The sequence below is a fragment of the Pseudomonas sp. HP_01 genome, from assembly GCF_055284355.1.
On the sequence record NZ_JBTOPV010000008.1, the window covers coordinates 96131 to 120836 of the forward strand.

Here is a 24706-nt window from a genome sequence, read left to right on the forward strand (position 1 = left end):
CCCACAGGTCTAGTGTCTCACGTTGAAACCGCGTTCACCGCAAAACCCTTGTAGGAGTGACCGGGGTGGCGCTCCACCTTGCCCGCGATGGCGGTGTGTCTATGAAATGGATGTTGGCTGACCCACCGCATTCGCGGGCAAGCGCGCTCCTACAGTTGATCTTCGCCCATCGATAAAGGGTGGCGGACTGCAAGACCGTTGTAGGAGTGAGTTTGCTCGCGAGGGCAGACGATGAGATATGAGCGCAGCAAAATTCAGCCACCCGCCAGCGCGCCATGAAACGCGCCAGCAGATCACCACCAACGATCAGAAATCGTCGTCTTTGTCGAAGCGTCGCGCTTCGCGTTGCAACTGATACACGAAACGCTCGACCTGACGCTGCACCAATCCACTCATGTTGTGAAAGCGCACACCGGCGAACGTGGTGTTGATCCTTTCTTCGAAGTGCAGATGGCGCAATTCCACAGGCGTGGTCATGTTGCCGAAGGGCAGGGAGGCGATGAATCGCTCATAAACCTGACCCAGCTGCATGCGCTCGGATATATCGCCCTCAAAGCGCAGCTTGCAGCCCGTGGCGGAGACATCCAGCAGTTTGCCCCGCAACGGAAATTTGAGCCTGTCGCCGCCGATCTCGACATCAATCAGCGAAGCCAGCTTCAGGGCCGCGCGAAACGCGTTGCGGCGCTGGTGATAGACGACTTCTTGAGGCAGCGGGCCGCGATAACTGCGCGGCTCTTCGATGACTGTCAGCTGGGCTTTGCTTTCCCAGGCGATGCGCACGCCGTCGTGAAAGCCTTCGACACGGAACGGTTCACCGCTGGCAAGGAAACGCTCACCGTCGCGGGGGATCATCTCGTCGAGGATCATCTCGTTGGTGTCGCGGTTGACGTCGATCACGTAGCTCTGAAACCGCTGGCTGCGTTCGTGGAACGTGATGATCAGCGGGTCATGACTTTCCATCAGCAGCCGCAGATTGGCAGCGATTTCCAACGGGGTGGTCAGTACCTTCGGGGGCTGCGGAACATCTTCCGCGCTTGAGGCATTCACGGTCTATCCATCTCCAGGCAAATAACGGCAGCGTTCAGCGTGCGGCATATTGCCACTACGTTGCGCACCTTGATACAAGAACTTACGCCTGGCTGAGCGGACGCGGCCTGGCCTTGCCGGACGTCGAACCGCGGCTGTCATACAGTGTCGGGGTGTCGCCGCCGTTGAGAATCCTCAACTGCTGTGCCGTGGTGAGTTGCTGGAGCTGGATAAGGCTGCCGTTCTGTTCGTTGGCCGCCTGGCATTCACTCATCAGTGCGCTGAGTTCATCGCCTGCGGTTAACAGGGCTTCACCCACTGACGAATGTTTCGCCACTTCTTCGAGTCCCGCACGATTGGCGGGCAGACCCAGGCTGGTCATCAGCTGGGTACGTCGGCGTCCATGCTGCTCGAGCACGATCACCAGCGCCTGTTTCTGCGCCAGGATGTGTTCCATCTCGACCATATTGCGCCCGTGAAGCGCCACTGACTCGGCCTTCAGGATGTCCAGCAGATGCCGGGTTGGCGCAATGTCGTCCGTGATCAGTTGAAGCAATGTAGTGTCTTGCATCGCATGCCCTGGTGTTTAAGCGTCCAGAAGCCCCTGCGCAGACCTGGGGCTAGCGCTGGGCTTCGAAGTTAAGCAGTTTGCTAGCAACACGATTGCTGTCGACCTTATAGCTGCCGTCGGCGATCGCCTGCTTCAACTCAGCCACACGGGCGCTGTTGACGACAGGCTGATCACGCAACGAATCACTGATCTTCTGCAACTGTTGAGCTTCGCTGCTCAAATGTACTGCCTCACCACTGCCGGGCACGCTCGAGGTGCCGCTGACCGCTGCCGTAGCTTCGGTTTTGCTGGCTTCCTTGGTGCTGGCAGTACGTGTTGTACCGCCAACGGGAGTGGAGCTATTCAAACGATTGAAGTCGATGACCATGATTGAAAAACCTCTGGGTTCTAGGACGCTTGCCTTGGTTTCGGCCATACCCGGAATAACTTTAGGGCTCGCGCGAAAACAGTCTCGAATGGACGTCGCGCGGAGCACTGGGGTTCCGAGTGTAGGAAAAGCGCAAGCGCAGCGCCAGAGGTCTTACCTATACATGTCAGTTACATAGCGACCTCAACTTGCCCGGGCGCAACGATGTTGGCCTTGATCACCCGTTGTGAATTCAGGTTCTTCACCCGTATTTGCTCGTTGAAACCGCCGTCGGACAGGGCTTCGCCCGGCATCCGCACGCTCATCGAACCACTGCGAGCGCTGATCACGACTTGGTCGCCCTTATGGACCATTTGGGGTTGATCGAGGTGGACGGGCGTCAGGATCTGGTCGATGACCGTTGGTCGGACAACTTTTTGCCCGACTGCCTGATCGACCGAATCAAGGAAGCCCTGCCCCAGTTGGCTCACGTCACGTTCGCGCAGCGCTACATCGTTTTCGGTCACGATCGCGTCGCGCTTCATTGGCCGTACGGCCGTGACCACATTGCGGTAAAGATGTACCTGGGCCGGTACGAACACTGTCCACGGTGAGGCGCCTTCACAGCGCACTTTGACGGTGACGCGGCCGATGGGCTGGGCCGGGCTTTCCAGTGAGGCTGTCAAATCCTTGTCACACAGCGGCATGCGCATACGCGGATCCAGCTGTTTGACTTCGATCTCATAGCGGCCGGCGGTTTGGTTGGTCGCCATATAGTCTTCAACTGTGAATTCAAGAAAGCCCTGGGTCACGCCGATAAGTGTTTCAGGCAGGGTCATGTTGTCTGCGCGGCTGAGGCTGGCGGCACACAACAGACACAGCGCAACCAGCACGCAGAGAAAGCTGCGGGTTGCGGGGGCCAGGCGTCGGGATACTGTCGTTTGTGTGTTCATGATGAGTAAATAGCAAGGCCCGTGCCGCTTACCGATCCGGTAGCGCAATTGGTCGTTTTGGGAGGAGTGGTTCATGGCTGGTGTGATGGATTCAGTAAACCAGCGCACTCAACTGGTAGGGCAGAACCGCCTTGAACTGTTGCTGTTCCGGTTGGACGGCAAGCAGTTGTATGGGATCAACGTGTTCAAGGTAAAAGAGGTGCTTCAGTGCCCGAAACTTACCCATATGCCCAAATCCAGTCCGATTGTGCGCGGTGTGGCAAGTATTCGTGGCGGGACCATCCCGATCCTCGATCTGGCATTGGCGACCGGCGGCAAGCCGTTGTCTGACATTGCCAATTCCTTCGTGATCATCACGGAGTACAACACCAAGATTCAGGGCTTCCTGGTGCACGCGGTGGAACGCATCGTCAACATGAACTGGGAAGACATTCATCCGCCACCCAAGGGTACGGGGCGCGACCACTACCTGACGGCGGTGACGCGTCTCGACAATCAGTTGGTGGAGATCATCGACGTAGAGAAGATCCTCGCCGAAGTGGCGCCGGTCTCCGAGAACATCTCCGTGGGTGTGGTTACGGCTGAGGTGCAGCACAAGGCGCTCTCGCTGCGTGTGTTGACGGTCGATGATTCCTCCGTGGCGCGCAAACAGGTCACGCGTTGCCTGCAAACCGTCGGCGTGGAAGTCACGGCGTTGAATGACGGTCGTCAGGCACTGGATTTCCTGCGCAAACTGGTGGAAGAAGGCAAGAAACCGGAAGAAGAATTCCTGATGATGATCTCCGACATTGAAATGCCGGAGATGGATGGCTATACCCTCACTGCGGAGATTCGCAGCGACCCGCGCATGCAGAAGTTGCACATCGTGTTGCACACGTCGCTGTCGGGCGTGTTCAACCAGGCGATGGTCAAGAAGGTCGGCGCTGATGATTTCCTGGCCAAGTTCCGGCCGGATGATCTGGCGGCGAGGGTAGTAGATCGTATCAAGGCGGCGGATATCAGCTGAGGAGGGATTTTCCTCCTTGCTGTTCACATGATTTGAGGGGCGGCATGTCTACAGGTAATTTGGATTTTGATCAGTTCCGGGTATTCCTGGAAAAGGCCTGTGGCATTTTGCTGGGTGAAAATAAACAGTATCTGGTCTCCAGCCGCCTCAACAAGTTGATGGAACAGCAGTCCATCAAGTCGTTGAGTGAGCTGATCCAGCGTATCCAGACCCAGCCGCGCAGTGGTTTGCGCGAGCAGGTGGTCGATGCGATGACGACCAACGAGACGTTGTGGTTTCGCGATACGTACCCCTTCGAGGTGCTGAAGAACAAGGTTTTGCCGGAGGCGATGAAGGCCAGCCCCAACCAGCGTTTGCGGATCTGGTCGGCGGCATGTTCTTCGGGGCAGGAACCGTATTCGCTGTCGATGTCGATCGATGAGTTCGAGCGCAGTAACCCGGGGCAGTTGAAGTCGGGTGTGCAGATTGTGGCGACGGATTTGTCGGGTTTGATGTTGAACAATTGCAAAACGGGTGAGTACGACAGTCTGGCGATCGGCCGGGGTTTGTCGCCGGATCGTCTGCAGCGTTTCTTCGATCAGAAGACGCCAGGGCGCTGGACGGTGAAGGCGCCGATCAAGAGCCGTGTGGAGTTCCGGTCGTTCAATCTGTTGGACAGTTATGCGGCGTTGGGCAAGTTCGATATCGTGTTTTGTCGCAACGTGCTGATTTATTTTTCGGCGGAGGTGAAGAAGGATATTTTGCTGCGCATTCATTCGACGTTGAAGCCGGGGGGGTATTTGTTCCTGGGCGCGTCGGAGGCCTTGAACGGGTTGCCCGATCATTATCAGATGGTGCAGTGCAGTCCCGGGATTATTTATCAGGCCAAGTGATTGGCTGCTCTTTCGCTTTATTAGAACCCGCTTAGGCGGGTTTTTTTATGTTGTGTTGGCGCTTGGATTTTTGGCAGCGGGTTAATTGTGGTGGCGCTGAGTTTGGTCTGCCTAATGGCAGACATTTCGCCTTCGGCGAGTTACTTGGAAACATTTTTAAGGGGACTGATTTATTTACAGCGCTTCACCGTAAATCAATCTGTCCCCGAGTGCGCGGTGCGGCTTATTACAGCAAGGTCAAGAGCATCTGCCTCACGGCAGACATTTCGCCTTCGGCGAGTTACTTGGAAAAGCACCCCAAGTAACCAAGGGTGCTTGCTCCTGGTTGGGCCCTTCGTTCCTCAGGGTTCCTTCACTTCGGTCTCGCTCCGTGGGCCCGCGCCGAACGGGCATCCATGCCCTGACGGCGCTCTCGCCGCATCCATGCGGCTCGGCCCACTGCGCGAGACCTGCGTTCAGCCTGCACCCAAGTCGCGATTGGCGGTGACTGGACCTTTTGTGTACGAAGATCAAAAGCACATCTAAAGCAGATCAAGAGCAGATCAAGAGCAGATCAAGAGCAGATCAAGAGCTTCCCGGCTAAAGCCAGTCCTACAGGTATTCGCGCACGGTCAGTGGGACCGGCTTTAGCCGGGAAGCCTTTGATCTGCTCTTGATCTTCATGCACAGCCAGCGCAGACGACACGAATCGCGACTTTGGTGCCGGCCTAACGCAGACGACGCGCAGTGGGCCGAGCGGCATGGATGCCGCGAGAGCGCCGTCAGGACATGGATGTCCGTTCGGCGCGGGCCCACGGAGCGTCGTCGGAGTGAGGGTATCCCGACGGAGGAGGGACCTAACCAGGAGCAAGCACCTTTGGTTACTTGGGGTGCTTTTCCAAGTAACTCGCCGAAGGCGAAACAGTCTGCCCCTAGGCAGACGCTGTTGATCTTGATCTTCCGCGCTGACGCTGACGCGCAATACGGCAAAAAAACGGCACCGCTCTTGCCGCTTTCCTCCCAATGAGCGGAAATCCCTTGCCGCTTTTCTGTCATCCCTCCTCACCAACACCCTGCAGCCCCCGTAAACCCGTGCTTTCAGAAAGTGGCACACACCTTGCTATAACTCCTGCACGTACATCTGGTCAGCCCTCAAAGGTCCCGACATGAGCATCAGTTTTGAAAACGCCCTCGGCATCCACGAAAAAGCACTCAACTTCCGCGCCCAGCGTGCCGAAGTGCTGGCCAACAACATCACCAACGCCGACACCCCCAACTACAAGGCGCGTGACCTCGACTTCTCCAAAGTCCTGGCCGCCGAAAGCGACAAAAGCAAAAACGGCCACTTCGCCCTCGACATGACCAACAACCGTCACATCGAAGCCGAAGGCATGAGCGATGGCGAAGCCAGCCTGCTCTACCGCACCCCGTCGCAGCCGTCGCTGGATCAGAACACCGTCGACTCCCAAGTCGAAAATGCCAACTACGCCGAAAACGCCATCGGTTTTCAGGCCAGCTTCACCTTGCTCAACAGCAAATTCAAAGGGCTGGTTGCAGCCCTGCGCGGAGAGTAATCCATGTCCCTGTCCAGTGTTTTCAATATTGCCGGTAGCGGCATGAGTGCCCAGAACACCCGCCTCAACACCGTGGCCAGCAACATCGCCAACGCCGAAACCGTGTCCTCCAGCATGGACAAGACCTATCGCGCCCGCCATCCGGTGTTCGCCACAGTCTTCCAGGGCCAGGAAGCCGGCGGCAGCGCATCGCTGTTCGAAGACCAGGGCCAGGCCGGCACCGGCGTACAGGTTTCCGGCATCATCGAAGACGCCTCCAACCTCGAAGCACGTTACGAGCCAAATCACCCGTCAGCCGACAAGAACGGCTACGTGTATTACCCGAACGTCAACGTCGTCAACGAGATGGCCGACATGATCTCGGCCAGCCGTTCGTTCCAGACCAATGCGGAAATCATGAACACCGCGAAAACAATGATGCAGAAGGTCCTGACCCTGGGTCAGTGATAAAGGGCGAAATCCATGACGGTCTCAAACACAGACGCTACCTCGTCGTTCCTCAAAGGGCTGCAAAGCACGACCCCCGGGACCACAGGCACTAGCACTAAATCCAGCACCAGCAGCCTCACCGGCTCAAGTTCCCTGGGCAAGGATTCGTTCCTGCAGTTGCTGGTCACGCAGATGCAGAACCAGAACCCGCTGGATCCTCAGGACAACAGCGAGTTCGTGGCGCAGCTGGCCCAGTTCAGCAGCCTGGAAACCATGCAGAACCTGAGCACCTCGGTTGACTCGATCAGCACCATGTATCAGTCGTCCCAGGCGTTGCAGGCTTCTTCGCTGGTCGGCCGCTCGGTGACCGTGGACGCCGGTTCGACCTACGTCGACACCAGCAAGGCGATGACAGGTTCGGTGGTGTTGCCATCGTCCAGCGCCGACACCACGGTGAAGATCTACGACAGCACCGGTACCAACGTCGTGCGCACCATCGACCTGGGTACTCAGGCCGCCGGCACCACATCCTTTAGCTGGGATGGCCTGGACGACAGCGGCGCGGCGGCGGCAGCGGGCAACTACAGCTTCGTCGCCAACGGCAAGCTGGACGGTAAGGGCACTCAGCTGAGCACCTACCTGCCGGCGACAGTGAACAGCGTAACCATGGGCACAACGGGCTCTGACATGACGTTGAACCTCGCCGGCGGCACCCAGGTGGCACTGGCAAAAATCAAGCAAATCGGAATTTAGAGCCGACTAGACGGCGCAGGAGTTAAATCATGTCTTTCAATGTTGGTCTTAGTGGGCTCTACGCGGCAAACAAAAGTCTCGACGTCACCGGCAACAACATTGCCAACGTCGCGACCACCGGTTTCAAATCTTCCCGTGCGGAGTTTGCAGACCAGTACGCCCAGTCAATTCGCGGCACCTCCGGCACTTCCAATACCGGTAGCGGCGTTTACACCGCCGCCGTTTCACAGCAGTTCACCCAGGGCACGCTGAACACCGGTACCGGGCGCAGTCTGGATCTGGCGATCAACGGCAACGGCTTCTTCATGATGAGCAACAACGGCGAGAAGCTTTACACCCGCGCCGGCGCATTTCACACCGATTCCGATGGCTACATCGTCAACGAGGCGGGCAACAATCTCCAGGGCTACAGCGTTGACGGTCAGGGCAATGTCGCCACGGGCGTGCTGAGCAACCTGCGTGTCGACTCCTCAAACCTGGCGCCGAAAAGCACCAGTTTGATCACCGTCGCCTCCAACCTGAACTCTTCGTCCACCGTCCCGACCGTTGCGACGTTCTCGCCGTCGGACACCAGCAGCTACACCACGACCTACAGCACGCCTATGTACGACAGTCAGGGTAACCAGCACACCCTCGACCAGTATTTCGCGAAGACGGGCACCAATACCTGGACCATGTACAGCCTGGTGGATGGCCGCAGCATCAACGATCCAACGTCCACCAAGCCTGACGCCACAGCCGTGACCTTCGATTCGTCGGGTGGCTTGATCACCAGCGGCACCGGTAGCCCGGACACCACCAACTCGCCCAACGTGAGCATTGGTACGGACGGTGTTTTCTCCCTCAATAACTGGGTGCCGGCTGCCAAGACTACCGTTGGCAGTACCACCACCTGGGCGAGTAACGGCGCGGCTGCCAACGCGGGCGGGATCAAGCTCAACATGCTGGCGACCACCCAGACCAACGCGGTGTCGGGTGCAATCAACAAGACCCAGGACGGCTACGCCACCGGCCAGATCACGGCGATGAACATCGACGCCACCGGCAACATGTTCGCGACCTACACCAACGGTCAGTCGAAGGTCATCGGTCAGGTGTCGCTGACCAACTTCGCCAACGTCCAGGGCCTGTCCCCGGCAGGCGGCACCGCCTGGCGCGAATCGTCGGCATCGGGCATTCCGGTCACCGGCGCGCCGCAGTCGGGTACGCTGGGTTACCTGACCGGGCAGGCGCTGGAAGAATCCAACGTCGACCTGACCGGCGAGCTGGTCAACCTGATCAAGGCGCAAAGCAACTACCAGGCGAACGCCAAGACCATTTCGACACAAAGCACCATCATGCAGACCACCATTCAGATGACCTGATAACGGTCGCTGGACACGGTCAATGAAGCCCCTCTCTGAGGGGCTTTTTTTATGGCTTTTTTTTGACTGAAATATCGAGAGCCATCCCACTCTACAACTGGAAACTTCCTACTTTCGTCTTTGCGAGAATCAAGTCCGCTGACAAATAAATGCCATTGCGCGGGGCCGTTTACGGGGCCGTTCGATTGCATTCCTTTGCCCGCGAACTTCGATGCATTGACGAGCGTGTCGTTTAGCAACGACTCAGGGAGTGTTCATGTCATTCAACACAGCGGTTTCAGGTTTGCACGCGGCGCACAAACGCATGGAAGTGGCCGGCAACAACATCGCCAACGTCCACACGTCCGGTTTCAAATCCTCTCGCGCCGAATTCTCGGCGGTGTATTCCTCATCCATGCTCGGCGGCAGCCGCACAGCCTCAGGGGATGGGGTGCAAGTGGCCAACGTCTCGCAGAACTTCGCGCCCGGCGGGGTCATCACCAGCGAGGGGCGGGCGCTCGACATGCGCATTCAGGGCAACGGTTTCTTTGTCATGAGTGACGCCGGTTCCATCAGTTACGGCCGGTCAGGGGCATTCATCAAGGATGCGAAGAATTTTGTCGTCGACGCCCACGGCAGTCGCTTGCAGGGTTATGGGATTACCGATGACGGGAAAGTGATCACCGGCGTTCGCACGGATTTGAAAATTGATTCGGCAGGCATGTCGCCCAAAGCCACCGGCAAAATGGAGCAGACCCTCAACCTGAATGCGGCGTCGGCGTCACTCGGCGCTCTTCCGCGCTTCGATCCCGGCGACCCGACCACCTTCACCCGGGTAACCGGGCGGGTAATTCAGGACGCCGGCGTTCCGCCACAGGATCACGAGCTCAAGCAATATTTCGTCAAGACCGAGGACAATAACTGGACGTCGTACATTCTCGTCGACGGCGTTAACCCGCTGGATCCCACCAGTAACGCCCCGCTGGAGATCGGTTTGCAGGTGTCTGCGGCCGGCAAGCTTTCACTCACCGGCCCGACGGCGGCGGTCAAGATGATTTCCGACACCGAGTTGGAGCTGCAGACCTGGCGCCCGGCGATCAACGTCAACGGCACCTGGACCGCCAGCCCCGCGCCGTCTCCAGGACCGATCTCACTGCCGCTGGTCGATAGCGGTCTGCCCGTGCTGGACCCGGCCGATCCGCTCATGCCGCGGCCCGTGCCGACCTTCAATCCGTCTGACATCACCACCTTCACCAAGGCGTCCACCTACGGCGTTTTCGACAGCCTGGGCATGCGCCACGAGATGACCCAGTACTTTGTCAAAGACGGCAGCAACAGCTGGAAGATGCATACGCTGATTGACGGGCGCAACCCGCAGGATCCGACCAGCACGGCGCCGTCGACGGCGAGCATGCTGTTTGACTCAGGCGGCTCGTTGCAATCGCTGATCGGCAGTCAGTGGCTGACCGCCGCCAACAACACCCTGACCCTCGAAGGCTGGGTGCCGGCCAAACCGCTGGACGGCAACAAGCCGGGCGGGCGGTGGGGTGCGAATGGCGCGGTGGGAAATGCCGACGGGATTGTCATGGACTTCAGCAAGACCACTCAGCACAACGCCGCCACCGGCAGCAGCAACATCGTCATCGACGGCCATGCGGCAGGGCAGGCCACCCAATTGACGATCGACAAGAGCGGCATGCTGATGATCGGCTTCAGCAATGGCCTGCACCGCAACGTGGGTCAGGTCATGCTCGCCAGCTTCGCCAACAATCAAGGGCTGCAGCCGGTGAGCGACACGCGCTGGGTCGAAACCCTGGCCTCGGGAGTCGCCAATTACGACACGCCGGGTGTCGGCACCTTGGGCAGCGTTATCGGGCACTCGCTGGAGGGCTCCAACGTCACGTTGACCAATGAGCTGGTCGAGCTGATCCAGGCGCAGACGGCGTATCAGGCCAACTCGAAAACCCTGTCGACGGAGGCGGAACTGATGCAGACGCTGATACGCGCGACCTGATCCGGGATTTAGCGTGGACGCGAATGTGTGACCGGCTTTAGCGGGGAAGGCGGTGTGTCAGGCGATGGATCTGTCACAGATAGGCCGCCTTCGCGGGCAAGCGCGCTCCTACAGTGGATCTCGGCAAGGCACAAATTTTTTGGCGTACCCGAAATCCGTAGCCGGCTTGCTGGCGAAGGCGGCGTTTCAGGCGATTGATTCGTCACAGGCAAACCGCCTTCGCGGGCAAGCGCGCTCCTACAGTGGATCTCGGCAAGCCACAAATTTTGTGGAAGACACAGAATCCGTAGGAGCCGGCTTGCTAGGGAAGGCGGTGTGTCAGGCGATGGATCTGTCACAGATACACCGCCTTCGCGGGCAAGCGCGCTCCTACAGTGGATCTCGGCAAGCCACAAATTTTGTGGAGGACACAGAATCCGTAGGGGCCGGCTTGCTGGCGAAGGCGGCGTGTCAGGCGATTGATCTGTCACAGACACACCGCTTTCGCGAGCAAGCTCACTCCTACAGTGGATCTCGGCAAGCCACAAATTTTGTGGAGGACACAGAATCCGTAGGGGCCGGCTTGCTGGCGAAGGCGGTGTGTCAGGCGATGGATCTGTCACAGATACACCGCCTTCGCGGGCAAGCGCGCTCCTACAGTGGATATCGGCAAGCCACAAATTTTGTGGAGGAGACAGAATCGGTAGGGATCGGCTTGCTGGCGAAGGCGGCGTGTCAGGCGATTGATTCGTGTCAGGCAAACCGCCTTCGCGAGCAAGCTCACTCCTACATTTGATCGTCGTCCGGCTCGGAATCTGCACAAGGTCAGGCACGGTTTTGGTCTGCGCTAAATTCTGCGGACGCTGCGGAACCTGTAGGAGTGAGCTTGCTCGCGATCTGGCGCGCAGCGGCAGTAAAACCGGTACGTGAGGCGTGTCAGGCGTTGCCAGGGCGTCAGGTTTACTGCCGCTGCGCGCCAGGTCGCGGGACAAGCCGCGCTCCTACTAAAGCAGCGCCCTTTAAATCGAACAATCCGACTTCACATACGCGGCGCTGATCCTTGTCCAGCCTTCGCCGGGGCTGGTCTGGGCGCAGACCGTGCGGTGGGCGCCTTGCCAGAGGAAATAGGGCGCCGGCGCTGCCCAAATGGCAAACGAGCTGGCAACCAGTGTGAGGAGTAGGGCGATGCGCAGACCCATGACAGTTTTCCGTGGCGACTGAAGCGAATTCACAAAACGCTGCAAGTTTCGCACCCCGATGGAAAGTTTTCTGGCGCTCGTTGCCGTCGATTTGCAGGAAACCGGCAGTCTGCTGTCGCGCGGCGGCGCAAACCGGATCCCGGTCCGCCAAATGCTGCCGGAATCATTGAAGAATCAACGCTTTGTATCACCGCTGAAAAACTGGTTCGATTATTGCTATGACCTGTTCAGTACAGCTACAGACGGCAAGCGTCTGTCGGAGGAGGAAGACTGTGGACAAGTTGCTATACGTGGCCATGAGCGGAGCGTCAGAAAACGCCATCGCCCAAAAAGCCCATGCCAACAACCTGGCGAACGTTTCGACCAACGGGTTTCAGCGCGACCTTGAGCAGGCGCGCTCGATGCCCGTGTTCGGTGAGGTCAACCCGTCCCGTGCGTACGCCATGAGCGAACGTCCAGGCACTGACTTCAGCCAGGGCGCGATGGTCGACACCGGTCGCGAACTGGACGTCGCCGTCAAAGGCAACGGCTGGATGGCGGTGCAGACAGCCGATGGCGGCGAAGCCTACACCCGCACCTCCAGCATGAACATCGACGCCCTCGGCGTGTTACGTGATGGCAATGGTTTGCCGGTCATGGGCAACAGCGGGCCGATTGCCGTGCCGCCTCAGCAGCAGATCGAGATCGGCGCCGACGGCACCATCAGTGTCCGCTCGCTGGGTGAAAGCCCGCAGGTCATGGCGCAGATCGACCGCATCAAGCTGGTCAAGGGCGACCAGACCACCATGGAAAAAGGCCCCGACGGTCTCATGCACACCAAGAGCGGCAGGCCGGCCCAGGCCGATGCCGACGTCCAGGTCGAATCCGGGTTTCTGCAGGCCAGCAACGTCAACGCCGTTGATGAGATGACCTCGGTGCTGGCGCTGTCCCGCCAATTCGAACTGCACATCAAGATGATGAAGACCGCCGAGCAGGATGACGAGTCGATGGCTCGCGTCTTGCAAATGGGCTAATGACTGACAGCTTGCGCCGATAAACAGGCGCTCGAGGAGATTCAAACATGCTTCCGGCACTCTATGTTGCTAAAACCGGTCTGGCCGCCCAGGACACCAACCTGACGACCATTTCCAACAACCTGGCCAACGTTTCGACCACCGGTTTCAAAAGCGACCGTGCGGAATTCCAGGACTTGCTCTACCAGATCAAGCGTCAGCCAGGCGCCCAGTCCACTCAGGACAGCGAGCTGCCGTCGGGCCTGCAACTGGGTACCGGTGTGCGCATCGTCGGCACCCAGAAAAACTTCACCGCCGGCAGCCTGCAGACCACCAACCAGCCGCTGGACATGGCGGTCAACGGCCGCGGTTTCTTCCAGATCCGTCAGCCTGACGGCACCCTGGCGTACACCCGTGACGGTACGTTCCACCTCGACAGCAACGGCCAGATCGTGACCTCCAACGGTTACGCGCTGGAGCCTGCGATCGTCGTTCCGCAGGATTCGCAGACCTTCACCGTCGGCGAAGACGGCACCGTATCGGTCACCACGTCGGCCAACGCTGCGACTCCGCAGGTCATCGGCAACGTACAGACCGCCGACTTCATCAACCCGGCCGGCCTGCAATCCCAGGGCGGCAACCTGTACCTGGAAACCGCATCCAGCGGTGCACCGCAGGTCGGTACCCCGGGCCTCAACGGTCTGGGCGTGGTCAAGCAGAACACCCTGGAAAACTCCAACGTCAGCACCGTTGAAGAACTGGTGAACATGATCACCACACAGCGCGCCTACGAGATGAACTCCAAAGTGATCTCGACCGCTGACTCGATGCTCCAGTACGTCACGCAGAACCTGTAAGCCGGTCTTGAAGCACCTGATGTCCTGCTGCGAAACACCTGATCAATTCCAAGGGGCGCCTGAAAAGCGCCTGCTACACCGCGAGGTTTTAAGTGTCATGAAACGGCTCTCTGTATTGCGGCTTTCCCTGTTGGCAGCACCGCTGTGCGGTATCGCGCTGCTGACCGGCTGCGTTGCGCCTGCGGCCAAACCCAATGACCCTTATTACGCGCCGGTGTTGCCGCGCACGCCGCTGCCTTCAGCGGCCAGCAACGGTTCAATTTATCAGGCCGGTTTCGAGCAGAACCTGTACGGCGACCGTAAGGCTTATCGGGTCGGCGACATCATCACCATCACGCTCTCCGAGAAGATGGCCGCCAGCAAGGCCGCCAGCTCAGGGATCAGCAAGAACAGCAAAACCAGCCTCGGCCTGACCTCGCTGTTCGGTGCTGGCGTCAGCACCAACAACCCGGTGGGTGGCGGCAATCTCAGTCTGGACGCCGGGTACACCGGCGACCGCTCCACCAAGGGTGACGGCAAGGCCGCGCAGAGCAACAGCCTGACCGGCTCGATCACCGTGACCGTCGCTGACGTAATGCCCAACGGCATTTTGCTGGTGCGCGGCGAGAAGTGGATGACCCTGAACACCGGTGACGAACTGGTGCGCATCGCCGGCCTGATTCGTGCCGACGACATCGCTACCGACAACACCGTGTCGTCGACTCGTATTGCCGATGCACGCATTACTTATTCCGGTACAGGCGCGTTTGCCGATTCCAGTCAGCCAGGCTGGTTCGACCGATTCTTCCTCAGCCCGTTGTTCCCTTTCTGATAGCGGGATAGCCATGATCACGTTCAAGCAACTGATAGCGGCAGCGCTGCTGTTCACCACCGCACTCGGCGCCCACGCCGAGCGCCTGAAGGACATCGCCAGCATTTCCGGCGTACGGACCAACCAGTTGATCGGTTACGGTCTGGTAGTGGGACTCAACGGTACGGGTGACCAGACCACCCAGACGCCGTTCACCCTGCAGACCTTCAACAATATGCTTTCGCAGTTCGGCATCAAGGTGCCGGCGGGTTCCGGCACCGTGCAGCTGAAAAACGTCGCGGCCGTGGCCGTGTACGCCGACCTGCCGCCGTTCGCCAAACCGGGTCAGCAGATCGACATCACCGTGTCGTCCATCGGTAACTCGAAGAGCCTGCGCGGCGGTGCCCTGTTGATGACCCCGATGAAAGGTATCGACGGCAACGTCTATGCCGTGGCCCAGGGCAACCTGGTAGTCGGCGGCTTTGATGCCGAAGGCCGCGACGGTTCGAAGATCACCGTCAACGTTCCGTCTTCCGGTCGTATCCCGGGCGGCGCATCGGTTGAACGTGCCGTGCCGAGTGGTTTCAACCAGGGCAACTCGCTGACCCTGAACCTCAATCGCAACGACTTCACCACCGCCAAGCGCATCGTCGACAAGATCAACGACATGCTCGGCCCTGGCGTGGCTCAAGCGCTGGACGGCGGCTCTGTGCGGGTTACCGCGCCGCTGGACCCCAATCAGCGCGTCGATTACCTGTCGGTGCTGGAAAACCTGGAAATCGATCCGGGCCAGACCTCCGCCAAGGTCATCATCAACTCGCGGACGGGCACCATCGTCATCGGCCAGAACGTCAAGGTCTCGCCGGCAGCCGTTACCCACGGCAGCCTGACCGTGACCATCACCGAAGACCCGATCGTCAGCCAGCCGGGCGCGTTCTCCAACGGCCAGACCGCTGTGGTCCCGCGTTCGAAGATCAACGCCCAGCAGGAAATGCACCCGATGTTCAAGTTCGGTCCGGGCACCACGCTGGATGAAATTGTCCGCGCGGTTAACCAGGTGGGGGCAGCGCCAGGCGACTTGATGGCGATTCTCGAAGCACTGAAACAGGCTGGCGCGTTGCAAGCCGACCTGATCGTGATTTAAGAGGCAAACTGAATGAGCATTCCAAGCGGCGGCGTTTCTTCAGGTGATTCAGGTGCGTACACCGACCTCAATCGTCTGACGGCCATGAAAACCGGTGATCGCGACAGCGAGGGCAACCTCAAGAAAGTCGCGCAGGAATTCGAGTCGCTGTTCGTCAGCCAGATGCTCAAGGCCATGCGTTCGGCCAACGAAGTGCTGGCCAAGGACAACCCGATGAACACTGCGGCGACGCGGCAGTATCAGGACATGTATGACCAGCAGCTTTCGGTGAGCATGTCTCGCGAGGGTGGCGGCATCGGTCTGCAGGACGTGCTCATGCGTCAGCTGTCGAAAAACAAGGGCGCTGAAATCGCGCCGGCCAGCACCGGGCTTGTGTCCGGCGGCAAAGCGGATCTCAAGACCGACGCCAAGGCCGACGCGCCTGCGCAAACCGGCCTCGCCACGCGCATCGCTCAGCGACCGTTGTGGGCCAGCCGTTCGGTCACCGCACCCGCGGCAGCGGACGGCACCGTGCACAACGACGTCGCGGCGCTGAATTCCCGTCGTCTGTCGCTGCCGAGCAAACTCAGCGACCGCATCATGGCCGGCATCGTGCCGAATGCATCGGGTGCCCAGGACCCTGCCGCCAGCGCCACCACACTGAAAAACCGGATTGCCGTATCCAATGCCGTGGCCGCAGCGAAAAGCGCAGGCTCCCAGGGCAATGGCGATTGGACGGTCGGGCCGCAGTACGCCGCGGATGCCGACGCTTATGTTCGCAGCCGCGTGCAGACGCCGCTGGCGCCGGGCAAGAGCGCGTTCGCCAACAAAGACGACTTCGTCGCCACGATGATGCCGCTGGCCAAAGACGCCGCCGCGCGCATCGGCGTCGACCCAAGCGTGCTGGTGGCCCAGGCCGCGCTGGAAACCGGCTGGGGCAAATCGATCATGCGTCAGTCCGATGGCGGCAGCAGCTACAACCTGTTCGGCATCAAGGCCCAGGGCGGCTGGAAAGGGCCGGAAGCACGTGCAATTACCAGTGAGTTCCGCGACGGCCAGATGGTCAAGGAAACGGCGGATTTCCGTGCCTACGACTCTTACGCCAGCAGTTTCCACGACCTTGTGAGCTTCCTGCAGAACAACAGTCGCTATAAAGAAACCCTGAAATCAGCCGATAGCCCGGAACAGTTTGTGAAAGAGCTGCAGAAAGCCGGATACGCAACCGACCCGTCCTATGCCAGCAAGATTTCTCAGATAGCGAAACAGATGAAGAGCTACCAGACCTACGCATCCGCCTCGGGCTCTTCCACGACTTTATAAGGTTTGAACCATGTCACTGATCTCAATCGGGCTTTCGGGACTCACCGCCAGCAGCGCTGCATTGACGACGATCGGCAACAACACTGCCAACGTCGACACGCAGGGCTACTCGCGTCAGCAAGTGATGACCGCCGCCGGGGCTCAGCAGAACATCGGGGTCGGTTTCATCGGCACCGGTACGACGTTGTCCGACGTGCGCCGCATCTACAACGGCTACCTCGATAACCAATTGCAGACCAGCACATCGCTCAACGCTGATGCCACTGCGTACCTGAGCCAGGCGAGCAAGCTCGACTCGATCCTGTCGGACAGCTCGACTGGCGTCAGCACCGTGCTGGCGAAGTTCTTCACTGACCTGAGCGCTCTGGCCAAACAGCCTACCGACAATGCGGCGCGCACGACGTTTCTGACCAGTTCGAAGGCGCTGGCCGGCCAGTTCAACACCATCTCGGCGCAGATGAAGGACCAGAACGCCAGCATCAATACCCAGCTGACCACGGCAACAGGGCAGGTGAATGCACTGGCGTCGTCCATTGCCGTCCTCAACAAGCAGATCACCGAGACCCAAGCTTCCGGCGGTCAGCCCAACACGCTGCTCGATTCGCGGACCGAGGCGGTACGTCAGCTCAATGAACTGGTGGGCGCCAAGGTCGTTGAAACCAACGGCAGCTATGACGTTTATATCGGCACCGGCCAGCCGCTGGTTACCGGCACCACCTCCAACACCTTGAGCGCGGCGCCGAGTGACAGCGACCCCAGCGTCTACGCGCTGAAACTGAAGTATCAGAACAACGTCGTCGACGTTTCAAGCGTGGTGATCGGCGGCTCCCTGGGCGGCCTGCTGCGTTATCGCAGCGACGTGCTGCAGCCAGCCGCCAGCGAACTGGGCCGTCTGGCGGTGGTCGCTTCCGACCAGATCAACAGCCAGCTCAACCAGGGCGTGGACGCCAACGGCGACTTCGGCATTAACCTGTTTACCAGCGTCAATGACCCGAGCCTGACCAGCCAGCGCAGCCTTGCCAACACGACCAACGACCAGTCTTCGGGCAACTTCGCGGTGTCCATCGCCAACAGCGGCGCGCTGCAGACCAACGATTACCAGGTGACCTTTACCGATGCCAGCGGCCAGTACAGCGTCAAGCGTCTGCCGGACGGCAAGGACATGGGTTCTTACAACACAAGCGCCACCACCGCGCCGGTCATCGACGGGTTCTCGCTGAAATTCAACGGCACCTCTACCGAGGGTGACAGCTTCAAGATCAGCCCGACCAAGACCGGTGCCGACGGCATCAAGGTGGTGATGACCGATCCGAAAGACATCGCCTCGGCCAGTCCGCTGACCGGCAGCGCTCTCGTGAGTAAAGGCTCGGGGACGTTCACCCAGCCCGTGTTGTCGACCCAGGCCGACATCTACAACCCGACTGCGACGGCCGATCTGCGTAACGCGCTCACCGCGTCGACGCCGATGCGCCTGCTCATGGGCGATGTCACCAATGGTGCTCAAGCCTATACGCTGGTCGATGCACAGGGCGTGGCTGTCAAAGACAAGTCCGGCAATGCAATCACCGGGTCAGTTGTTCCAGGCCAGTCCAACGACATCAGTCTGGAAGTGGGTTACACCGACTCATCCGGTGCTGCGCAGTCGTTCAAGTTCGGCATGACCCTCGCCGGAAAGGCCAACAGCGGTGATACCTACAGCATTGCCATGACCGGCGCCGGGTCCCTGGACAACCGCAATGCGGTGTCAGTGGGTACCCTTCAGACCAAACAGACCCTCGACAGCGCCGCCGGCAACGGCACGGGCATGAGCCTGAGCGGTGCCAACGCCAACATGATCACCACGGTGGGCAGCAAGGCGGCCCAGGCCAGGGGCGACACCACGGCGACCACTGCCGTGCTGACCCAGGCGAAAAGCGCGCGCGACAGCGTTTCCGGTGTGTCGCTGGACGAAGAAGCCGCCAACCTGGTCAAGTATCAGCAGTACTACACCGCTTCGTCGCAGATTATCAAAGCGGCTCAAGCCATCTTCAGCACGCTGATCAACAGCCTGTAAGGAATCGTAATCCATGCGTATCTCAACGACCCAGTTTTACGAAACCAGCGCCACGAACTACTCGCGCAGTTACGCCAACGTCACCAAGACCGGCGATGAAGTGGCCAGCCAGGTCAAGCTCAACACCGCCGGCGACGACCCGGTCGGCGCGGGCCGCGTGCTGCAGTTGCAGCAGCAGGGCACGATGCTCAATCAGTACAAGTCCAACATCGACACGATCAATACCACCGTCGTGCAGACCGAGACGGCCTTGACGTCGATCACCTCGGCGATTCAGCGCGCGCAGGAGCTGGTACTGGGGGCGGCGAACACCTCGTTCACCGACAAGGACCGCCAGGCCAACGCCTCCGAGCTCAAGGAGTTGCAGGGGCAGATTCTCGGACTGATGAACAGCCAGGACGCCGACGGCACCTATCTGTTCTCCGGTTCCAAAGGCACCACCGCGCCATACGCTGTCAGTTCCGACGGCACCTACAGCTATCAGGGCGACCAGACGCGCAACCTGCTGGCCGTCAGCGGCGGCGTTTCCATGGCCAGCAACACCACCGGCTGGGATGCGTTCGAAACAGCGACCAACACCACGCGTACCTCGACGACCCTGGTCGCGGGCGCTGATGACGGCGTGATTTCGTTGTCCGGCGGCAGCGTCAGCAACGCTTCCACCTATGACAAGAGTTTCACCGCCGGCCAGCCGTACAAGATCTCTTTCACCAGCAGCACGTCGTACACGATCCTCGACAAGAACAACCAGGATGTGACGGGCGAGGCGACGTCTACCGGCAAGTTTGCGTCCACCAGTTCGGCGAACCAGCCCATCACCTTCCGTGGTCTGGAACTGAACCTGAACATCAACTTGACCAAGGATCAGTACACCAACACCACGGCCGCAGACGCGGCGGTGAAGGACCACACCTTCCAGCTCGGTGTATCCCCCAGCACCGTGAGCACCTCGCGGCTGCCGGCCAACACCTCCACTGACGTGATCACCAGTTCGGTGGTGACCGACCAGGCCGCGTTCGACAAAACCTTCCCGTCGGGCGGCGCTGTCGTGCGCTTTACCGACGCCACCACCTTCAATCTGTACGCGGCGCCTTATGACGCGGCGACCAGCAAGCCGGTGTCCACCGGCACGCTGAGCGGCAACACGGCAACGGCCTCCGGCGTGACCTTCACGTTCAGCGGCTCGCCAACGGCAATGGCGGCAGGTGATCAGTTCACCGCGCAGTCGTCGACCCAGCAAAGCCAGAACGTGCTGAACACCTTGTCCAAGGTCATCACCGCGCTCAACGGCAAGGTCGATGGCGACCCGGTTGCCCAGCAGAAACTGCAGGCCACCATGACGTCCACCATCGGTAACCTGAAAAGTGCCGCCGAGCAGATCATCAATGCAACCAGCGAGGGCGGTGCCCGGGCCAAGACAGCGACCGAACAGGGCGTGACCAACCAGACCATGATCGACAACGGCACCACCGAATCGGGCACGATCACCGCGTCCGACCCGGTCGATGCCATCGCCCGTCTGACTCTGCAGAAAACCATGCTGCAAGCCTCGCAGCTGGTGTTCACCCAACTGTCTGCGCTGAACCTGTTCAGCAAGTTGTAATCGGCCCAGCGGAGGGCGGCCCCTGAGCAGCAGGCGTCGCCACCGTTGAGCGTCAACCGTATTGTCAGCGGTTATGCCGATCCTTTCCCCTGGGAACGGCGCCGCTCGTGAGTCCCGCCCGTGAATTCAGCTCCCCTCGTCAGCCTCGTCATTCCCGCCTACAACCCGCGCTTTTTCCAGCGAGCCCTGCTCGATGCCCTGGCTCAGACCTATCGGCCCCTTGAAGTGGTGGTCTGCGACGACAGCCAGACCGACGAGATCCAGCGCATTGTCGAAAAATACCTCGACTCAAGCGCGGTCACGCTGCGTTACGTGCGTAACCCCAAACGTCAGGGTTTCGTCGGCAACCTGCTGGTGTGCCTGCACGAAGCACAGGGCGAGTTCATCAAGTTTTTCTGCGATGACGATCGGCTGTTTCCGGCCGCCGTCGCGCGTCAGGCGAGCATTCTGGCGCAGCATGACGACGTCAGCCTGGTGCTGGCCCAGCGCTATTTCTGCGACCCGCAGGACATCCAGCTGCCGGTGCGCATCGAGAATGCGCCCTTGGCCGAGTCCAGCTCGGTGTTCTACGGCGCGGATCTGCTCTCCGTATTCGATATTTCGCCAACGAACTTTCTCGGCGGGTTCAGCAGCTCATTGATGCGTCGCAGCGACGTGCAGGTGATTCTGCCGGCGCTCAGGGAAGTCGGCGAAGGCTTCACCGCGCTGGTGGATTTCGTGCTTTACGTCTGCCTGCTCAAGCGCGGCAACATGGTCATGCTCAACGACGTGCTCAGCGCCGAACGTTTGCACCCGGACCGCTTGAGCCACCAGCAGTGGGTCAGGGACCTGATCCCGGACGAGCGCCAGTGGCTGGGCAAAATGCTCAAGGCGCGGACCGGCGAAAACGCTCCCGAATATGGCTGGGTGCGCTTTGTCCCGCTGACCGAGGCGCTGGAGCAGCCTCGCGTCTGGCAAGAGCTGCCGCTCAGCCGGATGCTCGGTGATCGACAGGCCTCCTTGCCGTGGCGGGTCGGTACCGACAGCGAAAGTTTTGCCGAGCTGTACCAGCAATGGCTGAGCTTCCGCACCCTGTTTGGCGCCGATCGCCTGCGCGTTGCCGATAACGTCGCGACATGGCCGTTGCAGCCGAAGATGGTGACGGTGGTGCTCGACGAACACGCCAGTGCCGCCGGCGTGGCCCTGACCCTTGGCAGTCTCGACGCGCAGTTGTACGCCGCCGAACTGACCCTGGTGCTGTCCAGCGCCTGCGAAGCGCCCGTGCTTGATGGCCGCGTGTTCACCTTGCCGCTGCAGCCCGACTGGCTGGCGCAACTCAATGACCTGTTGCCCCAGCTCGACCGCGGCGACTGGTGTTACCTGCTGCGGGCCGGGGATCGGCTGACCGATTGTGCGTTGCTGATCCTCGCCGAACGCGCGGCCCACTCGCCAGACGTGTTGTGCCTGTACGGCGACGAAGGCGCGCTGCATGAAGGCGAATCGGCCGAGCCGGTGTTTCGCCCTGACTTCAACCTCGACCTGCTGCGCAGTTATCCCTACGTCGGCCGGGTTCTGGCGTTTCAGATCGACGCGCTGGTCAGGCTTGGCGGCTTCGATTCGGCTTACGGCGAACTCGCGCCCCATGACGCCATCTGGCGCCTGACCGAAGCCCACGGCGTGGTGGTTCAGCACGTTTCGGAAATCCTCGTTGAGTCGCAGTTTCCGTTTCAGGCGTGGCTGGCGCTGCATGAGGTGATGGCGCAAAACGCTCCGGTGCTCGGCGCACACCTGCAGCGCATGGGCATTGCTCATCAGCTGCACGAGGTGGAAGGGCAATGGGTCAATCATATTGATTACCTCAGCGACGCGCGTCCGCTGATCTCGATCATCGTCGTCCATCAGGACCAGTTGGCGGCGTTGCAGCGCTGCGTCGAGTCGCTGCTGTCGAAGACCACTTACGATCACTTCGAAGTGCTGATCGTCGACTGCGCCAGTCAAAGCGCGGAGGCGCGGTCCTGGCTGGCAGACATGCAGCAGATCGGCGGTGATACGTTGCGCGTCCTGCATTACGAAGGGCAGGGCAACGGCGCCGACGTGCGCAATTTCGCCGCCGGCCATGCCCGTGGCGAGCACTTGCTGATGCTCAGTATTTACGCCGTGGTGGCGGATTCCGCGTGGCTGGGCGAACTGGTCAATCACGGGCGGCGCGAGGAAGTGGGCGTGGTCGGCGCCAAGCTGTTTACCCCTGAGGGCCACATTCTCCAGGCCGGCCTGATTTTGGGCTACCACGGCCCGGCCGGCCCTGCGTTCTTTGGCGAGCCACTGCACGCGCCCGGTCATCTGCTGCGATTGCAGGCGGCCCAGGACCTGAGCGCGGTGGGCGGCCATTGCCTGCTGGTGCGCCGCGCCTTGTTCGAGCAGCTCGGCGGCCTGAACGGCAACGAGTTCAGCGGCAGCCTGAGCGAAGTGGATTTCTGCCTGCGTGTGCGTGAGTCCGGCCATTTGGTGGTCTGGGCACCGCGTGCCGTGCTGGCGATCGGCGCTTCGACACCGGCGGAACAGGCGCGCGAAAAACAATCCCAGGTCGACGATCAGCACGCCTTTTATAAACGCTGGTTGCCGATCCTCGCCCGTGACCCGGCCTACAACCCCAACCTGCGCCTGACCGGTTCGTTCTACAGCCTGGAGCCCGGCCTGAAAAAAGGCTGGAACCCGTATTCATCGCGGCGTTTGCCGAACGTGCTGGCGATCCCGGTCAACAGCACGGCGGTGGGTCACTACCGCGTGTCCCAGCCGTTTCTGGAGCTGGAGGCCGACGGCCGAATCGTCGGGCGGATGAGCTACGACCTGCCGTCGATCATCGATCTGGAGCGTCAGTCACCGGACGTGATCATCGTGCAGTGCCGCTACAGTCAGAATTCCATCGATCAGGTCGCCAGCCTCAAGGCGTACTCCAACGCCCGGCGTATCTACGAGTTGGACGATTACGTGATCAGCGTGCCGAAAAAGAACGGTCACATGCGCAGCATGCCGTCGAACATGGAAGCCATGGTGCGTCTGGGCACCAGCCTGTGTGATCGGGTGGTGGTGTCGACCGTGACGCTGGCCGATGCGCTGTCGGGGATGCACCACGACATCCGTGTTGTTCCGAACATGCTGGCGTCTCAGCTCTGGACGGGCCTGCGCAATCAGCGCCGGACATCGAAGAAACCTCGGGTTGGCTGGGGCGGCGGGACCAGTCATGCCGGCGATCTGGAAATTATTGCCGAGGTGGTGCGCGAGCTGGCCGATGAGGTCGAGTGGGTGTTCTTCGGCATGTGCCCGGCGTCGCTGCGCCCTTATGTCCACGAGTTTCATCCGTCCGTGGGCTTGCTGGCCTATCCGGCCAAGCTGGCGGCGTTGAACCTCGACCTCGCGCTGGCGCCGCTGGAGCACCATATTTTCAACGACTGCAAGAGCAACCTGCGGCTGCTGGAATACGGCGCGTGCGGCTACCCGGTGATCTGCACCGACACCCGGGCTTACGACGGTTACCTGCCATGCACCCGCGTGATGACCAACAGCACCGCCGAGTGGCTGGAAGCAATCCGCATGCACCTGGCCGACCCGGACGCCAGCTACCGCATGGGCGATGAGCTGAAAGAAGTGGTCATGCGCGACTACGTCCTGCGCGGCGACAACCTTCAGCACTGGGTCAACGGCTGGCTGGCGGATTAAATGCAGTGGTTTAGTGGGACCGGCTTCAGCCGTGAAGGGGGCGAGTGCGTGCGACGCAAGAATTCAGGGTCCGCCGCTGATCGGTGTAGGAGCGCGCTTGCCCGCGAAGAGGCCAGTACATCCGACGCATATTGATCGTCCGTGCCTACGCCCTGTCTCTTATACACATCTCCGAGCCCACGAGACAACTCCAACAATATCGTATAGCGGCATAAGGAGGGAAACATG

20 protein-coding genes are annotated in these 24706 nt (G+C 60.3%); 15 read left to right on the forward strand and 5 right to left on the reverse strand.

Annotated elements, in window-relative coordinates:
* Positions 1–306: 306 nt before the first annotated feature.
* The 4 genes from ACYAR8_RS06900 to flgA all read right to left on the reverse strand — a co-directional run bounded on the left by ACYAR8_RS06900 (position 307) and on the right by flgA (position 2896).
* Positions 307–1047 (reverse strand): flagellar brake protein, encoded by a 741-nt coding sequence (locus tag ACYAR8_RS06900; RefSeq protein WP_074893093.1) that lies wholly within the window; start codon positions 1045–1047, stop codon positions 307–309.
* Between the two features lie 82 nt (positions 1048–1129).
* On the reverse strand, positions 1130–1597 hold the full coding sequence (locus ACYAR8_RS06905) for a flagella synthesis protein FlgN (RefSeq protein WP_074893095.1): 468 nt from the start codon (positions 1595–1597) through the stop codon (positions 1130–1132).
* A 49-nt stretch (positions 1598–1646) separates the two neighbouring features.
* Complete coding sequence (gene flgM / locus ACYAR8_RS06910) at positions 1647–1964, reverse strand: flagellar biosynthesis anti-sigma factor FlgM (RefSeq protein WP_074893097.1); 318 nt, start codon at positions 1962–1964, stop codon at positions 1647–1649.
* A gap of 170 nt (positions 1965–2134) precedes the next feature.
* On the reverse strand, positions 2135–2896 hold the full coding sequence (flgA, locus tag ACYAR8_RS06915; protein WP_074893099.1) for a flagellar basal body P-ring formation chaperone FlgA: 762 nt from the start codon (positions 2894–2896) through the stop codon (positions 2135–2137).
* A 73-nt stretch (positions 2897–2969) separates the two neighbouring features.
* Here flgA and ACYAR8_RS06920 point away from each other — a divergent pair, with 73 nt between their 5' ends.
* The 7 genes from ACYAR8_RS06920 to ACYAR8_RS06950 all read left to right on the forward strand — a co-directional run bounded on the left by ACYAR8_RS06920 (position 2970) and on the right by ACYAR8_RS06950 (position 10866).
* The gene (locus tag ACYAR8_RS06920) at positions 2970–3902 is read left to right on the forward strand and encodes a chemotaxis protein CheV (protein WP_074893101.1); all 933 of its coding nucleotides are present in this window, start codon (positions 2970–2972) and stop codon (positions 3900–3902) included.
* Positions 3903–3946: 44 nt separating this feature from the next.
* Positions 3947–4774 carry a protein-glutamate O-methyltransferase CheR gene (cheR, locus tag ACYAR8_RS06925; RefSeq protein WP_074893103.1) on the forward strand — a complete coding sequence of 276 codons (828 nt, stop codon included), beginning with the start codon at positions 3947–3949 and terminating at the stop codon, positions 4772–4774.
* Positions 4775–5919: 1145 nt separating this feature from the next.
* Positions 5920–6327 (forward strand): flagellar basal body rod protein FlgB, encoded by a 408-nt coding sequence (gene flgB / locus ACYAR8_RS06930; protein ID WP_074893064.1) that lies wholly within the window; start codon positions 5920–5922, stop codon positions 6325–6327.
* A gap of 3 nt (positions 6328–6330) precedes the next feature.
* Entirely contained in the window at positions 6331–6774 is a 444-nt protein-coding gene (flgC, locus tag ACYAR8_RS06935) for a flagellar basal body rod protein FlgC (RefSeq protein ID WP_074893061.1), read from the forward strand.
* A gap of 15 nt (positions 6775–6789) precedes the next feature.
* Positions 6790–7509: a flagellar hook assembly protein FlgD gene (locus tag ACYAR8_RS06940; RefSeq protein WP_463579462.1), complete on the forward strand. Its 720-nt coding sequence runs from the start codon at positions 6790–6792 to the stop codon at positions 7507–7509.
* Between the two features lie 29 nt (positions 7510–7538).
* Positions 7539–8873 carry a flagellar hook protein FlgE gene (gene flgE / locus ACYAR8_RS06945; protein ID WP_108122596.1) on the forward strand — a complete coding sequence of 445 codons (1335 nt, stop codon included), beginning with the start codon at positions 7539–7541 and terminating at the stop codon, positions 8871–8873.
* Positions 8874–9129: 256 nt separating this feature from the next.
* Positions 9130–10866, forward strand: coding sequence for a flagellar hook protein FlgE (locus ACYAR8_RS06950; protein ID WP_463579463.1), 1737 nt, complete (start codon positions 9130–9132; stop codon positions 10864–10866).
* 998 nt (positions 10867–11864) lie between these two features.
* Here the strand turns inward: ACYAR8_RS06950 and ACYAR8_RS06955 are convergent.
* A complete protein-coding gene (locus ACYAR8_RS06955; RefSeq protein WP_074893053.1) occupies positions 11865–12044 on the reverse strand; it encodes a hypothetical protein in 180 nt (59 codons plus the stop codon).
* 272 nt (positions 12045–12316) lie between these two features.
* Here ACYAR8_RS06955 and ACYAR8_RS06960 point away from each other — a divergent pair, with 272 nt between their 5' ends.
* The 8 genes from ACYAR8_RS06960 (at position 12317) to ACYAR8_RS06995 (ending at position 24478) form a co-directional block, all read left to right on the forward strand.
* A complete protein-coding gene (locus tag ACYAR8_RS06960) occupies positions 12317–13057 on the forward strand; it encodes a flagellar basal body rod protein FlgF (RefSeq protein ID WP_074893051.1) in 741 nt (246 codons plus the stop codon).
* A 47-nt stretch (positions 13058–13104) separates the two neighbouring features.
* Positions 13105–13893: a flagellar basal-body rod protein FlgG gene (gene flgG, locus ACYAR8_RS06965; RefSeq protein ID WP_074893049.1), complete on the forward strand. Its 789-nt coding sequence runs from the start codon at positions 13105–13107 to the stop codon at positions 13891–13893.
* A 97-nt stretch (positions 13894–13990) separates the two neighbouring features.
* Positions 13991–14704, forward strand: a complete 714-nt coding sequence (gene flgH / locus ACYAR8_RS06970) for a flagellar basal body L-ring protein FlgH (RefSeq protein WP_108122644.1) — start codon at positions 13991–13993, stop codon at positions 14702–14704.
* Positions 14705–14717: 13 nt separating this feature from the next.
* Positions 14718–15827, forward strand: a complete 1110-nt coding sequence (locus tag ACYAR8_RS06975; protein WP_074893047.1) for a flagellar basal body P-ring protein FlgI — start codon at positions 14718–14720, stop codon at positions 15825–15827.
* A 12-nt stretch (positions 15828–15839) separates the two neighbouring features.
* Positions 15840–17126: a flagellar assembly peptidoglycan hydrolase FlgJ gene (gene flgJ / locus ACYAR8_RS06980; protein WP_108122588.1), complete on the forward strand. Its 1287-nt coding sequence runs from the start codon at positions 15840–15842 to the stop codon at positions 17124–17126.
* 10 nt (positions 17127–17136) lie between these two features.
* On the forward strand, positions 17137–19179 hold the full coding sequence (flgK, locus tag ACYAR8_RS06985) for a flagellar hook-associated protein FlgK (protein ID WP_463579464.1): 2043 nt from the start codon (positions 17137–17139) through the stop codon (positions 19177–19179).
* 13 nt (positions 19180–19192) lie between these two features.
* Entirely contained in the window at positions 19193–20782 is a 1590-nt protein-coding gene (locus ACYAR8_RS06990; protein WP_074893041.1) for a flagellar hook-associated protein 3, read from the forward strand.
* A gap of 120 nt (positions 20783–20902) precedes the next feature.
* Positions 20903–24478 carry a glycosyltransferase gene (locus ACYAR8_RS06995; protein ID WP_463579465.1) on the forward strand — a complete coding sequence of 1192 codons (3576 nt, stop codon included), beginning with the start codon at positions 20903–20905 and terminating at the stop codon, positions 24476–24478.
* Positions 24479–24706: the final 228 nt, after the last annotated feature.

Excerpts from the sequence above, each read along its gene's own strand:
- ACYAR8_RS06920 (WP_074893101.1), top strand. The coding sequence starts at position 2,970 with ATGGCTGGTGTGATGGATTCAGTAAACCAGCGCACTCAACTGGTAGGG.
- flgJ (WP_108122588.1), top strand. The coding sequence starts at position 15,840 with ATGAGCATTCCAAGCGGCGGCGTTTCTTCAGGTGATTCAGGTGCGTAC.
- flgA (WP_074893099.1), bottom strand. The coding sequence starts at position 2,896 with ATGAACACACAAACGACAGTATCCCGACGCCTGGCCCCCGCAACCCGC.
- ACYAR8_RS06940 (WP_463579462.1), top strand. The coding sequence starts at position 6,790 with ATGACGGTCTCAAACACAGACGCTACCTCGTCGTTCCTCAAAGGGCTG.
- flgB (WP_074893064.1), top strand. The coding sequence starts at position 5,920 with ATGAGCATCAGTTTTGAAAACGCCCTCGGCATCCACGAAAAAGCACTC.
- ACYAR8_RS06950 (WP_463579463.1), top strand. The coding sequence starts at position 9,130 with ATGTCATTCAACACAGCGGTTTCAGGTTTGCACGCGGCGCACAAACGC.
- ACYAR8_RS06905 (WP_074893095.1), bottom strand. The coding sequence starts at position 1,597 with ATGCAAGACACTACATTGCTTCAACTGATCACGGACGACATTGCGCCA.
- ACYAR8_RS06990 (WP_074893041.1), top strand. The coding sequence starts at position 19,193 with ATGCGTATCTCAACGACCCAGTTTTACGAAACCAGCGCCACGAACTAC.
- flgG (WP_074893049.1), top strand. The coding sequence starts at position 13,105 with ATGCTTCCGGCACTCTATGTTGCTAAAACCGGTCTGGCCGCCCAGGAC.
- flgH (WP_108122644.1), top strand. The coding sequence starts at position 13,991 with ATGAAACGGCTCTCTGTATTGCGGCTTTCCCTGTTGGCAGCACCGCTG.
- ACYAR8_RS06955 (WP_074893053.1), bottom strand. The coding sequence starts at position 12,044 with ATGGGTCTGCGCATCGCCCTACTCCTCACACTGGTTGCCAGCTCGTTT.
- ACYAR8_RS06975 (WP_074893047.1), top strand. The coding sequence starts at position 14,718 with ATGATCACGTTCAAGCAACTGATAGCGGCAGCGCTGCTGTTCACCACC.
- flgM (WP_074893097.1), bottom strand. The coding sequence starts at position 1,964 with ATGGTCATCGACTTCAATCGTTTGAATAGCTCCACTCCCGTTGGCGGT.
- cheR (WP_074893103.1), top strand. The coding sequence starts at position 3,947 with ATGTCTACAGGTAATTTGGATTTTGATCAGTTCCGGGTATTCCTGGAA.
- flgC (WP_074893061.1), top strand. The coding sequence starts at position 6,331 with ATGTCCCTGTCCAGTGTTTTCAATATTGCCGGTAGCGGCATGAGTGCC.
- flgE (WP_108122596.1), top strand. The coding sequence starts at position 7,539 with ATGTCTTTCAATGTTGGTCTTAGTGGGCTCTACGCGGCAAACAAAAGT.
- flgK (WP_463579464.1), top strand. The coding sequence starts at position 17,137 with ATGTCACTGATCTCAATCGGGCTTTCGGGACTCACCGCCAGCAGCGCT.